Below are 13,613 nucleotides of genomic sequence, written 5' to 3' on the forward strand. Positions count from 1 at the left end.
GGTAATAAGCAAGATGGCCAAGGCCGCCGATGTCGTTGTGCAATGCCTGGAAAACGAAGGTGTCGAGTATGTGTTCGGCATTCCTGGTGAGGAAAACCTCGACCTGCTGGAATCCCTGCGCAAATCGAAGATCAAGCTGGTACTTACCCGCCACGAGCAGTCCGCGGGCTTCATGGCCGCAACCTATGGCCGCCTGACCGGCAAGACCGGCGTCAGCCTGTCGACCCTGGGCCCTGGCGCGACCAACCTGGTGACCGCCAGTGCATACGCCTACCTGGGCGGCATGCCGATGATGATGATCACCGGCCAGAAGCCGATCAAGAAGTCCAAGCAGGGCCGCTTCCAGATCATTGACGTGTGCGGCATGATGGACCCCATCACCAAGTACACCCACCAGTTCGCTTCGGCCGACAACATCCCGGCCCGTATGCGCGAAGCGTTCCGCCTGGCTGAAGAAGAAAAGCCGGGCGCCGTGCATCTGGAACTCCCGGAAGACATCGCCGCCGAGCAGACCGACGCCCTGCCGATCCCGCGCAGCCTGCACCGTCGCCCGCTGGCCGAACACAAGGCCATTGAAGCAGCTATTGAAAAATTGCAGGCAGCACGCAATCCGATTCTGGTGATCGGTGCCGGCGCCAACCGCAAGATGACTGCAAAAGTCCTCAAGCAGCTGATCGACAAGACCGGCATCCCGTTCATCACTACCCAAATGGGTAAAGGCGTGGTCGACGAGCGTCACCCGCGCTTCCTCGGCAACGCGGCGCTGTCGTCCGGTGACTTCGTACACCGAGCAGTAGAAGCGGCCGATCTGATCATCAACATCGGCCACGACGTGATCGAGAAGCCGCCGTTCTTCATGGTCCGTGGCGGCACCGAAGTCATTCACATCAGCTTCCGCTCCGCCGAAGTCGATGCCGTGTACTTCCCGCAGGTCGAAGTGATCGGTGACATCGCCAACGCCGTGTGGCAGATCAGTGAAGCGCTGAACGACACCGCGCACTGGGACTTCGCCCGCCTCATGGCCATCCGTGAAGCCAACGAAGCGCAGATCGCTGAAGGCGCCGACGACAACCGCTTCCCGGTCTACCCGCAGCGCATGGTTGCCGACATCCGTCGCGTACTGCCGTCCGAAGGCATCGTCGCCCTGGACAACGGCATCTACAAGATCTGGTTCGCCCGTAACTACAAGGCGCACAAGCCAAACACCGTGCTGCTGGACAACGCCCTGGCGACCATGGGCGCGGGCCTGCCATCGGCCATGGCCGCGCACCTGGTGCACCCGGACCGCCCGGTGATCTCGGTGTGCGGTGACGGCGGTTTCATGATGAACAGCCAGGAACTGGAAACGGCTGTACGTCTGGGCATGCACATCACCGTTGTGATCCTGCGTGACGATGGCTACGGCATGATCCGCTGGAAGCAGGCCAACATGGGCTTCACCGATTTCGGCCTGGACTACGGCAACCCGGACTTCGTCAAGTATGCCGAAGCCTACGGCGCCAATGGCCACCGCGTGGAAAGCGCCGAAGGCCTGCTGCCGATGCTCGAGCACTGCATCAAGACCCCAGGCGTGCACGTGATCGACTGCCCGGTTGACTACAGCGAGAACGACCGCATCCTAAACACCGAACTGCGGGCACGGGCTTTGGCGATTTAACATTGAGCGCCCTGAGCATGACGCCATCAACCTCAGGGCGTGTTCTAACTTTACGCACCCCCTTCAAACGGAGCCGGGATAGGGGTGACATTGCGGTACCTCGCAATTTCACCCGAATTCGGCTTCCATCGTGCAACTCCATAAAGACCACGGTGCACTCTCCAAGGGGCTCTGACCGCTCCAAGCGGCAGACTCAGGATGAGCGGCACCGCTAATATTGGGGCGGCATCCGTTATGAGCTTCGTGCAGATATACCTAGGTCGATAACTTGAAACCGAGGTGGAGCTCACTCTGACTGATCAGCACGTCACCTGACCAATGAGGGTGGCATAGGGCTGCTGCTATATCGCCACCATTCAAGTGTTATCATAGGAGGTCACAGTCGAGACCAGCTTGCCCCACATTTTGACGAAGGTCGGGAGACCAGGGAATGGAACAAGAATTTTTAATGAGGTTTCTTGAAATTGGCGCTATCGACCTCAAAGGAGATGACACCAAACTCGAAAAGCTTCGATCCACTGCCAAAGACCTGGCCGCCAGCATTCGAAAAGCGCCTTCAAAGACTATCAGCTATACCATGGCGGCGGCCGACCCCAATATCGCGGGCTCCGATCCGACCATAGAAGAGGCGATGGCGTCCCTCCGCAAACAATGGGAGACCGTTGCGAACGCGTTTTCCGCGCGCCCTGTGGGTGTTTTACGTGCTGTCCTTCTGGACGCGATCATGCAAGCAGCTCGCGCAGATGATGCCATTGCTGTTGCCTTCGTGAATACTGCCCGCAATGCGTTGTCTCATACCGAAACCTCCGACGAAGCTGAGATTTGGCGCGAAGCTGTCAGTGAAATCGAGAAGAAGGTCGATGTCCGTGCCGAGGCCGAGTGGGCAACGCCGGAGATGATCACGATAGATCCGTTGCAGTACACGCCGCCTGCTCCTGTGACTGCGGATTACAATGCTCCCACTGTTGATCAGGTCGCGCTGGGAGAGGAAATCCATTCGGCCTCATCGCCGTGGGCACCTAAAAACCCAATTCAGCATGGGCCAAACTACCCTCAGCAGTGGGCTGCTGAATTTGCGCCCCGTATGAGCGTCGCCATCGCAAAAGTGTTGGATGAAATGGCCGAGGAGCTTTCGCCCGTACCGGTCGATCTGTCTGGTCCACTATCTGCGCTGGCGAAGGCGGTCACAATTCACGTTGACAAGGCTCTTTCCAGTTTCAGCGGTGCGACGGCCGGCCTGCAGCGTCGTACCAATCTACTTTGGTGGAAAGAGGCATTGTATTCCCCAAGTGCTCACGCGAGCTACCTTGACCTGCCAACTTTCGAGGCCTCTGCGTTGATGGCGCTTGATCTACACGAGCAGGTACCAACCTATTCTCCAGCGAGCGTCTCGGCATTCCTTCGTGAGGCGATTCGCTGTCTTCCGATCACCAATGATGAGCATGACAACGGCGAGCGTGAGTTCGGCAGCCTTGTAGACGACGCTAGGACTCTCGGATTCATGCAGCCTTTCCGCATGCTGGCGGCTAAGTACACTCCAGAACCAGCAGGGAGAGGTCCGCTGCTGTCGGTGATTGGACATTTCAGAAATGGCGCAATCGATGCCGCGACTTTGCGAACCCTCAGCGGAATTGACGCCTCCACCAAAATGAGCCCCTACGAATGGGGAACGTACTTGTTCCGTGAGCTTCAGAGCGCACGCGCCATGAGTGAAAGCCAAACCAAACGGCCCAAGAAGAACTAGGACGCCTATGGACAGATGCCCTCACCCTCACTGTTTCGCTGATGACAACACAACCTGCACGCTGGGCCACATGCGGCACGACCAATGCCCGGAGTGGATGCGTGGATGTGACAGTGGAGCAACTGCTGCGGCTGATTTCGAACAATTGCTCCTCCCATGGAGCGGTCTAGCGATGGGAGAGTCTGACCTCAACTTCGTCAGCGGTAGGATCAAACCCATCACTGTCGGCATCGTAGGACCTGAAAGCGCAGGTAAGACGACGCTTCTCGGGGCGTTCTATCTGCTGCTGGGACAAGGTGCATTGACTAATGAAACTAATGTATTTAGCAACTCTTACACGCTAGCAGGATGGGAAGCGGTAGCTACATATCTGCGCTGGAAGCCGGGACACCCACCAAGCTTTCCGCCCCATACACCTAGCGGAGCTGCTCGGGCACCCGGCATGCTTCATCTTGCTTTCCGCCGGGAAGACGGTTCGCTACGCGACCTTCTCTTTGCCGATGCACCTGGAGAGTGGTTCCAGAAGTGGGCGATCAACGAGCAGGCTGCAGACGCTGAAGGAGCCCGGTGGATTGCTCGACACGCAGACGTCACGCTACTGATTGCTGACCGTCAGGCTCTTTCTGGACCGAAAATGGGGACCGCTAGAAACGACTTTCAGCTTCTTGCTCAGCGCGCAGTAGCCGAGTCTTGCGGTAGACGCTTGGCACTCGTCTGGACGAAAGGAGATGTCGATGTGGCAGAGGCTATGGAGGCGCAGATCAGAAAGGCCGTCGCATCACACTCACCTGGCGTCCCAGAGTTTACAGTAAGCGTATCAGCTACTGCCCAGGTAGACGCTGCAGAAGGCTTCCGGAAGGTATTTGAATGGATTCTCTGCACCAAGCGCGCAGGGCTTGAGTTACCCATGACAGAAGTCGGTGGTCACGATCCGCTTTTTCGATTTGGTAGGAGATAGCTGGTGGCTGCACAACACACCATCTTGTTAGTCGGCGAGTCAAATGTCGGTAAGACTCACTACGGGGCTCAGTTTTTGAAGCGGCTCATGGTGAAGTCTTGCGAACTTGAAATCACACGCGCTCCAACGAACCTAGAGGCATTCACTGCGGCTCTAAGCTGCCTGACTGAGGGAAAGGCTACCGACCACACCCCGGCGAACATCTATGTCGAAAGTGTCTGGCCCATTACAGACCAAACCGGTCGGTGTGCCGAGCTGGTTTGGCCAGACTATGGCGGCGAGCAGATTCGCAGTCTCGTCACACAACGCCGGATTCCGGACGCCTGGCGCGAGAGAGTGGTAGAGGCCACGGACTGGGTAGTGCTAATTAGGCTGCACTCTCTTCGCTCCGAAGAGGACTTGTTCTCGCGACCGCTGCAGTCGTTCGCATCTGTTGAACCACAGGGCGAAGCGACAGCACACGAGCTCTCAGATCAAGCCAGGACGATAGAGCTACTTCAAATGTTGCTCTACTTGGCGCAGTTTAATTTGGATCGGCCTCTTCGTAAACCGCGCCTGACCATCTTGCTGAGCTGCTGGGATGAGCTTGATACGACAGAAATTCCGAGTGATCTGTTAGCTGATCGGCTGCCGATGTTGTGGTCGTTCGTGCGCAGCAATTGGGTGTCACCTACTGTTTTTGGGCTGTCCGCGCTGGAGCGAGCGCTCAGCAAGACAGATGCGGACCCAGATTACGCAATCCGTGGTCCCGAAGAATTCGGTTATGTAGTGCTACCTAATGGTGTGAGGAACACTGATATAACCCTCCCGATCCAACAGTTGATGGCAGACGCGAGATAGAACCATGCGAGTTGAGCAGGCGATTTATGGCGAGATCCCTGGACGCGGTCATGGACTTAGAACATCGAGTACAGATGCACCGATAGCTGCGGCGATTGCATCAAAGCTCGACTTGCCAGATGTAGTGCCTCCTGGTGTTCAAGCTTGGTCGCCGTTTGTTCGTGGTTTTCCTGTCGACGACTATTACCTCATTGCTCGCACGTTCCTAGATTCGAGCGCGTCGCGCGGTGGCATGGTGCTGACTCATGCGCTAATCGTCAGTTTGGATGACATGTGCAAGGTGGAAAGTCTAGCCGCGCTATTTAACCAGCTGGCAACCTCAATTACAGAATGTCCCTCATCGCCGCTAACGCTTGAGCTTGAGAGTGCCGGAAGCTCCGTGCCGGCTGCTGACTTGATAGGTGCTGCCAACGCTCTGTCAGCTTCTGGCCCCACTCCAGTGGTTCGACTGGGTGTTTACGGATTTGAGCAGCTCCTTGATTCCTTATGGAAAAATCTCTGGCCGGGCCTAAGACGCACCTTCGCGTTCCGACTAAGCTTTGGTCCGAGCGACCTTGTCGAGCAGCCGGCGCCGACCCTTGTATGCACACCTGAACAGCTCCAATCTCGCTGGGTAAAGCACCGAATAGTCAAGCCTGATGACGAATCAGCTAACTCTGAATCCGCCGGTATTCTCTGCGGCCAGCGCGATGTGCAGCCAATTCTCGACCTTGCTGAAGAGCTAGGCCTTGAAGTTCAGTCGCTCAGGGAACTGAGTCGGCTGGAAAGGCTGCAAGCTCTACTGTCTGGCGGAGAAAACTTCGATGAATTGTTGGGCGCGATACGCTTAGCAGATGGGCTGTCAAACCAGCCGACATTGGGTGCAACCATCAAGGACAGACTGATCGGTCGGTTCACAACCATGATTCCAAGGGCTCGCTGCAAGCAGTTGATGCTGTTAAGGAACTTGGCGCTCCCTGGCTTTGCCAGCACGCAACCGTTGTGGTCGGCGGTTGAAATGCTTGTCAGTAACCTCGCATTTGCACGTGAAGACGATAGCGATTTGACGGAGATCATCGCAGCTGCAGATGATAAGGAACTTGCATTGCCGCACTGGTGCGCAGCAGTGAAAAATGGCCTTTCGACTGCAGCTTATCGGGACAACAAAGCCATATTCCACGCACTTTGGAGATGGGCCAAAAATAACCCTAGCGCGTTTGCCGTGACGGTAGAAAACTTTCCAGCTGATGCAACAATTGAACATCATTTTGCGGAGCAAGCCCCCAGAAGGCTTGTTGTTACTTCTACAGACATTCTGCTCTCTTCCCTGCTGAAGAAACACTGGCTGATCGCATACGGCGCAGTGCTAGCAGCAACGCTAACCCCTATTGATGCAACTGGCCAGCAGCTTAAGATAGATAAAGACCTGGCACACAGCGCTGGATTGCGGGCGGTCCTTCGATATGCAAGCCCGCTTGAAATATTGAATTGTGCGCTCGTGCATAAGGATCCACGTGTAGTCGACTTGTGCTCAGAGCAGGCTGCTGTCCATCCTGAGATTCTGTCTCATATCCGCTGCGATGACATTACCGAGCAACGATTGTGGGGTAAAGTGATTGCCAAGACCCCCTCCCATTGGAACGCACCTGACAATGCCATTGGTGCGCGTGACACTGTGTTCGCTCAACTTATCGCAGGACTACCTGTCGACACCGATTTACTTAAGGCTATGGCGAATACACCCTTGGCTGACCTCTGTGCCTTTCCAGAGCGGGAGCGACTCTGGTCACATCTGCCACCTTTTCAGCTTGGACATTACCTCCAAGCAACCGCATGCGGCTGGCTGGAAATCGCGGCGAAAGGCCTCGTGATGAGTACTCCTGAAGCCCCGCTAGAACAAGCAATCATGGCGAGCGCGGATCTGCGATCAATACTTGAAAGGTCTTCGGTGCCCGCTGATGTAGGTCTTGCGATCATTAGTAGCCTCCTGTCCTTTCCCGAAGAGCGATTTATTGCCTGGCTTAACAACATCTTGAAAGACGTTCAACAATTATCTCATGTGGCATCTGAGCGATTGGGAACGCTCGTCGCGTCTCGACATTGGGACCGCGCAGCTAAATATCTATCAGATCGGATTTCCGAACGGCCTGATATCAAGCCAGCGCTCAGATTGTGCGCAGGTTTGCTTAGCTTTTATACGCGCTGGAAGCTCGGCATCACAAAGCTCAGCGTTGACGAGAAGTGGAAGGCTTTCGAAGATGAGGCCCGTGAGCTCTATCCAAGCGGTCCGGATAGTGGAGAACTCTGGTCTCGCGCCGGAGGTAAGAACTCCGAACTGCCCGGACAGTATCAAAATGGATCAACGCGTTGGCACACTACATTGTATTCAGTCCGCTCCGGCGGCCGTCCGACAGCCCGCGATCTTCTTAAGATTATGTCGCAGGACTTCCCGATGAACGAGAAGCTACGCCTATTTATTGGCGATACGGACATTGTTGGTTGGCGTTGAATCTCTCACCTACCCATGGCATGAATTATGAATACAAACGGCTACTCGCAAGGCCATGCCCTACTTATTGGTGTGGCAAACTATCAGCATATTTCCAGACTGCCTAGCGCGATTCTGAACGATGTCAATGACGTCGCCGCTACGCTCTCATCGCCGGACTACTGTGGTTATCATCCTACCAATGTCGTCACCCTCCTAGATGCAAAGGCGACGCGGACAGCGGTACTGGCAGGGCTAGATGAACTGGCCACTCGGGCCGGGCCTGAAGATACCGCCTGCGTGTTCTTCTCCGGTCATGGTGGGATCGTAGGCGCCCCGGGAATTGAGGACACCGTATTGCTCACGGTGGATGGTGATCTCGCTGACATTGAAAACACCTCCATTAGCTCAAGCGAGTTAGCGGCTGCGCTTGCACGAATAAAAGCAAAGCGATTATTAGTCTTGATCGATGCTTGTCATGCGGGAGGCGCTGCGATCTCAAAATACTTGACTGATAACAGCGGCCACGAACTCAAGTCTGGCTACAGCCAGAATACATTTTCGAAGTTGGCAGTAGGTAGCGGGCGCGCATTAATGGCATCATGCCGCGCTGACGAGTTGTCATCTGTATTCGTTAACGCAAGGAACAGCGTGTTCACGACTGCATTACTGGCAGGTCTACGCGGTTCAGCTGACAAGACCGCAAGCGGACTCATAAAGATCTTTGACCTATTTAATTATGTTTCCGAAGAGGTGCCAAAACTAATCCCCGACGAGCAGCATCCGATCTTTAAGGCTGACAATGTCGAAGATAACTTCCCCATCGCACTGAGCAAAGGTGGGAAAAAGTCGGCGAACAATGCTGAATTCGTACCACCGATGAAAGAGCAATCTTCCTGGCCGGCATTAGAGAGGATCTTGATCGAGCTATATCCTTTTGGACCTAGAGATCAAGAAGTATGGAGCCGCGCCGGTGGAGACCTATCACGGCTGCAATTTCATCCCTCAGGTCAGGCTGCATGGCATGCAGCACTTCGCACTCTTAAGCAAGGCGGCGGGGGCAGAGATATCAGCTTTGGCAGCCTACTAAGCACAGCGAAGGAAGATTTTTCAAACCATCCTGGCTTGGCTACACTAGCGGCGCCTTAAACAGGACTTTAAGCTCAGAAAGGTGCCGCTAGAAATTAAAAGAGCGGCACCTGCTGATTTCGCAAGGTTGGTTCGTTGGATCAAACCTTAGCTAACATTAGCCCATTTCGCCCACACAGAGAAACAGGTGTTAGCATTTAGTAATTACTGGCTCCGTGGCGTTCACCCTTCATCAAAGCCACCAAATCAGGACCTATATTGATGGACGATAAAGAAAAATTTAATTTATACGAAAAGGTCTTCTATCAGGAACTCGATCGCAAGGAAAAGCTCTACGCCAGATTGAGCATGCCGCTAGCAATGCTAGTTGCGATAGTTACCTTCCTTTCCTACATGCTCAATAAAGCACCGACCACGGCGGACGGTTTCGCGAGCGTATTTTTCTGGATTTTCTATCTTAGCACATGCCTAATGCTTCTTATCGGTGCTCTATATTTCCGTGCCGCATGGTCATTGAGGGACTCAGATAGAGGCCTTCCCACACTGATGGACCTTGAAACTCACCGCTTGAGCTTACGGAATGATTACGAGAAATATTGGGAAACCCAAGAGGAAGCCGACGCTCACTTCAAAACTGTGGTACTAAGCTATTATATAGAAGGCGCCACGGTGAATGCAGAAAACAACGACAAGCGTGGAATTTATCTCCGCTCGCTTACAAATTATGTGACAGTCGCGCTATTTGCCTCAGTGCTATCATTCCTTCCATTCTACATACATCAGCAGGAGCAAACTATTAATGACCCAAAAGCCACCACCGCCACCTCCACCTCCGATGCGCTATGTAAAGGATCATCAGCCGAGGAAAGAGCCGCCTCCACCGCCGCCGCGGCCCACCCCACCTAATAACTGACTTTGTAGTTTCCCAGTGCCCCCGATTCTCCTCGCTTTGGTCGGGGGCCCTTCCCTTCAGTAGTAATTGCACCGCTCCGTTTGTCAGAGCAAATATTACCTGCCTGCTTAAGTTCTTTTGGCTTAGATCCATATCTAAAGCATCTTGCCATGCATACAGCCGCTTGGCCTAGACCTCATCGTCGGCAAGCCGGCTCGCACAGTAACATCATCAGTTTCCAGGTCTGCGCCACATATGAGGAAACCGAGCTTGCTGGCGATGGGCCGCGAGTCAGCCTTAGATAAAGATGTCTGCAATTGGTCGATAACGGCCAGTCGGAACGACTGCGATCAAACTTGGTTAGCTCACGCTGATTCGTTAGAAGCGATAATCAACGCGCAGGCTAGCACTACGAGGTGCGCCAGGGTAGTTGGAGTTATCGCTGCCCGCCTTGGCAGAGACAAAGTACTCACGGTTGAAAATGTTTTCGACGTTGAGTGTCACATCGTAGCGCTCACTTCGAAACCCACCAGCCAGCTCTGCTGTCGTATATGAACCAAGCGACACTTTGTTGTTCGGTGAGGTAAAGCGCTCACCTTCATACCGTCCTCCACCTGCGACATAAAAACCTCCGCCCAGCTCCTTCTTCAGCCAGACACTCGCGCTGTTCCTGGGGGTCAGCGGGCTCGTGTTTCCTACAATTGATTCGACCGGCGAATCAATCATTTCGCCCTTCAACCACGCATAGCCCGCGTAGGTGGACCAGCCATTGCCAAGATCGCCATTTACGGAAACCTCAATACCACGGGTCCGCTGTGTACCGGCATCTACCGAGAACCGCGTGTCTGCTGGGTCATCCATCAAGATCCCCGTACGCGTCATGTCGAATACCGAAACCGTCGCCGAAAGCCTATCATTTATGTCGAACTTCGCCCCAACCTCTTTGTTGACGGTTTCCTCTGGATCCAGCTCATCGCTATTTCGACGCAGCTCCCCGTTGTCAGCCATCGGCTGGAAGGAGCGGCTGTAAGTCGCATAGAGCGATACCCAGTCCACCGGCTCGTAGACAAGCCCGATGCGCGGGCTGAACGTGTTGTCAGTGCGTTCCAGGTCCATATCAGCTGTGCCGTCATCACTACGCTTTGTTGCCAGGCGATCAAATCGTCCACCAATCATCATCTTCCACTCAGGTGTGATCGTGATGAGATCCTGGAGATACAAGCCTGCAATTGAGATATGCGTATCAGCGTCTGGGTTAGCTGCGGTGCTGCCCGGGATTTCTGGGAAGTCGATAAGCTGCGGATTGAACGCATCGTAAGTGGCGACGTTACGCAGGGTTAAGCCTTTATCCTTTCGATCCTGATAGCCAAGCTCGATTCCATACAGCGCTTCATGACTGAACGGGCCGGTCTCGAACAGATGCTTGAGCTCGTTCTGCCAAAAAACCCCGCTTTCCTCCTTATAGCGCGCAGCTCGGTTCATACTGACCTTGTTCGTCGTCGTATTCACCGTGCCGAATGTTACATACTTCCGGGTCACGTCAGAATCGTATGCCCGCAGAGCACTATGCAGGCTTAGAGAGTCACTCATCGTGTGATCGAGAGTGATCGTTGAGCCCTTCACCGTAGTCTCGACGTAGTTCTGGCCCTTCGCATCACGCGATCCATAATACGTGTCGATATCCGCATCCACTGGATGATCGCCATAGGCAGGGAGGCCGGTGTCAGCCAGGCGTTTGTCATGTAGATAATCAGCCTGCAATGTCAGCGTCGTATCTGGATCAATGTTGAACTGGATTGATGGCGCGAACGCTTGCCGCTCAAGGAAATACCGATCACGGAAACCATCAGAATCTTCTAGGGCGCCCGTGAGCCGGACACGAATGGAGTCGTTATCGTTGGCTCCCCCCAGATCCATTTCCGTACGGCGCTGCCCTTCAGTCGATCCCATTATGCTGAGCTGCTGGATTGGGTTAGCCTCAGGCTTTTTCGTCACTCGGTTGATCAGCCCACCTGACGAACCCCGCCCGTAAAGCACAGAAGAAGGCCCCTTGAGGACCTCGACCCTATCGATATTGGACAGGTCCCGGAAGTAGTAGGCGTCATCACGCATGCCATCCAGGTACATGTCATTCAGCGCCGAAAAGCCTCGAATCACAAACTGATCCCGCTGGCCATCACCTGCATCCTGAGAAACACCAGGGACATTCTTAAGGGCGCCCTGCAACGTCGTAATATTGCGGTCTTTGATCAGCTCTGCCGGCACAACATCGACGGTCTGGGGCACATCCTTGAGTGGGATGTCCGTCTTGGTAGCCGTCACGGCGGTGGTTGAGCGATATGGTTGGCTAGCTTGTTCTGCGGAAATTTCCGTGGAGGGCAACATCACCTCGCCCTGCTCGTTCGCCAGCGCGCCCCCCATTACGGAGCTACCGCACAAGCTGATCACTGCAACAACGGCCGTTCTATTCATTCTCATCTCTCGGGCTGCCTACCGTGCGTACCGAAGGACACAGGCAGCAATGCCCCTTCGACGGGGCGCGAATTTAATGAGAATTGATCTTAATTTCAACAAAATTCAATCAAAGAAAATCAACACGGATCAGGCACCAACAGTATAGAAGACCAGCTCAAAATATAAAATACATATAATTCAATGGCTTATTAGTTATTCACACCATGAAACCTGATCTAAAAATCAGGAGGCAGGAGGCGATTCATGATTCATAACTCCTCTTGAATTGATCTTTTATTATAGTCAACGCATAGCCACCAGCAACCCAATGCACAAGCACAACCGAGCGGACATCAAACCAATCAATGCGCCGAGTAACCCTCGGGGTCGACGCCGCTACGGGTGAGGATGTGGCGGTTCAAACGCGAAAGGCTGCTGGGGTTAAGCGGATATCCCCAAGCCGTTCCCAGCTATCAATCGAGCGAAAAAGCGCAGACCACTCTTTTTTCAACCACACATCACAAGCGGCGACCGGGCACAAGCTTTTGAGGGCAGGAATCTTAACGATACGTCCGCGTTTGCTGCGGTCGGTTTTACTGCTCGGCAGGAACAACTCTTACCCTTCGGACTGGTGTAACTGAATGTGCTCGGCACGAAGCCGGCACAGGACATCGCTGCGAAACGCGCGCCAGTAACCGAGCAGGAAACGCTTCGGCCGGCTGAACCGACTGTGGGTGCAGGGCCTGTCCCGAGCCCCTCCATGCCTAGATCTAGTCGTATAAGGCATGCCAAATCAACAGCCTGCCTACCGAGCCGCCCTTGCTGGTGCTGGACACCCGTACCCGCCGCTGGCGTAGCGAAAGCAACCTGGCCAGGCCATCCGGCCTGCTGGACTGGGAAGCGTTGAGTGAACTGCAGCAGGCGCTGCTCGATCACCCATCGGCAGTCATCGTTTCACCGGCGCCGATTTTCGGCGTGAAACTGATCGAGACGGTGCAGAAGGTCTTCAGCTGGCTGGGCTACCCCTTGCTGGTCGACGCCGAAAACTGGATGGCCCACCGCGGGGCGGCGCAGGTCATCCTCAACATATTCCGCCACTCGCGCACACCCGGGCACTACGTGGTGCTGTCGGGCGATGTGCACTATTCATTCGTTTACGAAGTGCTGATTCGCCACCGCCAACGTAGCCCGCACTTGTGGCAAGTGACCAGCAGCGGCATCAAGAACGAGTTCCCCCGGCGCCTGCTGGACGTGCTGGACCGCCTCAACCGCTGGCTGTACTCGCCGCGCTCGCCGCTTAACTGGTTTACCAAACGCCGGGAAATGGAGGTTTCGCCACGCACGCCCAGCCACAGCAAGGCCGGGGAACGGCTGTGGAACGGCGCGGGGCTGGGGCAGGTGTTTTTTGATCGGCAGGGGCGGCCGGTACGCGTGTATCAGCTGGATGCGGGTGGCGCGCAGGCAACCGAGTTTATCGGGGGCCCGTAGCCAGGCAGCGTGGCCAGCGCGTGG

Annotated in this window: 8 protein-coding genes and 1 pseudogene; 8 read left to right on the forward strand and 1 reads right to left on the reverse strand. The window is 54.9% G+C overall.

What is annotated here, in order from left to right:
• Positions 1 to 13 precede the first annotated feature (13 nt).
• From FPB55_RS17510 to FPB55_RS26860, 7 genes are all read left to right on the forward strand, one after another.
• Positions 14 to 1,657 (forward strand): acetolactate synthase large subunit, encoded by a 1,644-nt coding sequence (locus FPB55_RS17510; protein WP_144188907.1) that lies wholly within the window; start codon positions 14 to 16, stop codon positions 1,655 to 1,657.
• A gap of 430 nt (positions 1,658 to 2,087) precedes the next feature.
• Positions 2,088 to 3,401: a GTPase-associated system all-helical protein GASH gene (locus tag FPB55_RS17515; RefSeq protein WP_144188909.1), complete on the forward strand. Its 1,314-nt coding sequence runs from the start codon at positions 2,088 to 2,090 to the stop codon at positions 3,399 to 3,401.
• 172 nt (positions 3,402 to 3,573) lie between these two features.
• Positions 3,574 to 4,359, forward strand: coding sequence for a hypothetical protein (locus FPB55_RS17520; protein WP_144188911.1), 786 nt, complete (start codon positions 3,574 to 3,576; stop codon positions 4,357 to 4,359).
• 3 nt (positions 4,360 to 4,362) lie between these two features.
• A complete protein-coding gene (locus FPB55_RS17525; RefSeq protein WP_144188913.1) occupies positions 4,363 to 5,199 on the forward strand; it encodes a hypothetical protein in 837 nt (278 codons plus the stop codon).
• A gap of 4 nt (positions 5,200 to 5,203) precedes the next feature.
• A complete protein-coding gene (locus tag FPB55_RS17530) occupies positions 5,204 to 7,687 on the forward strand; it encodes an effector-associated domain EAD1-containing protein (protein ID WP_144188915.1) in 2,484 nt (827 codons plus the stop codon).
• Positions 7,688 to 7,714: 27 nt separating this feature from the next.
• A complete protein-coding gene (locus FPB55_RS17535; protein ID WP_144188917.1) occupies positions 7,715 to 8,815 on the forward strand; it encodes a caspase family protein in 1,101 nt (366 codons plus the stop codon).
• Between the two features lie 201 nt (positions 8,816 to 9,016).
• Positions 9,017 to 9,661 carry a hypothetical protein gene (locus FPB55_RS26860; RefSeq protein ID WP_275113698.1) on the forward strand — a complete coding sequence of 215 codons (645 nt, stop codon included), beginning with the start codon at positions 9,017 to 9,019 and terminating at the stop codon, positions 9,659 to 9,661.
• 364 nt (positions 9,662 to 10,025) lie between these two features.
• Here FPB55_RS26860 and FPB55_RS17545 read toward each other — a convergent pair whose 3' ends face one another.
• Positions 10,026 to 12,119, reverse strand: coding sequence for a TonB-dependent siderophore receptor (locus FPB55_RS17545; RefSeq protein ID WP_144188919.1), 2,094 nt, complete (start codon positions 12,117 to 12,119; stop codon positions 10,026 to 10,028).
• A 780-nt stretch (positions 12,120 to 12,899) separates the two neighbouring features.
• Between FPB55_RS17545 and FPB55_RS17550 the strand changes: the two are divergent.
• Positions 12,900 to 13,589 (forward strand): annotated as a pseudogene (locus FPB55_RS17550) (alkaline phosphatase family protein); the annotation flags it as partial.
• Positions 13,590 to 13,613 lie beyond the last annotated feature (24 nt).

The organism is Pseudomonas sp. BJP69, assembly GCF_007633355.1.
GTDB classification, from domain to species: Bacteria; Pseudomonadota; Gammaproteobacteria; order Pseudomonadales; family Pseudomonadaceae; genus Aquipseudomonas; species Aquipseudomonas juntendi.

Excerpts from the sequence above, each read along its gene's own strand:
- FPB55_RS17515 (WP_144188909.1), top strand. The coding sequence starts at position 2,088 with ATGGAACAAGAATTTTTAATGAGGTTTCTTGAAATTGGCGCTATCGAC.
- FPB55_RS26860 (WP_275113698.1), top strand. The coding sequence starts at position 9,017 with ATGGACGATAAAGAAAAATTTAATTTATACGAAAAGGTCTTCTATCAG.
- FPB55_RS17510 (WP_144188907.1), top strand. The coding sequence starts at position 14 with ATGGCCAAGGCCGCCGATGTCGTTGTGCAATGCCTGGAAAACGAAGGT.
- FPB55_RS17545 (WP_144188919.1), bottom strand. The coding sequence starts at position 12,119 with ATGAATAGAACGGCCGTTGTTGCAGTGATCAGCTTGTGCGGTAGCTCC.
- FPB55_RS17520 (WP_144188911.1), top strand. The coding sequence starts at position 3,574 with ATGGGAGAGTCTGACCTCAACTTCGTCAGCGGTAGGATCAAACCCATC.
- FPB55_RS17535 (WP_144188917.1), top strand. The coding sequence starts at position 7,715 with ATGAATACAAACGGCTACTCGCAAGGCCATGCCCTACTTATTGGTGTG.
- FPB55_RS17530 (WP_144188915.1), top strand. The coding sequence starts at position 5,204 with ATGCGAGTTGAGCAGGCGATTTATGGCGAGATCCCTGGACGCGGTCAT.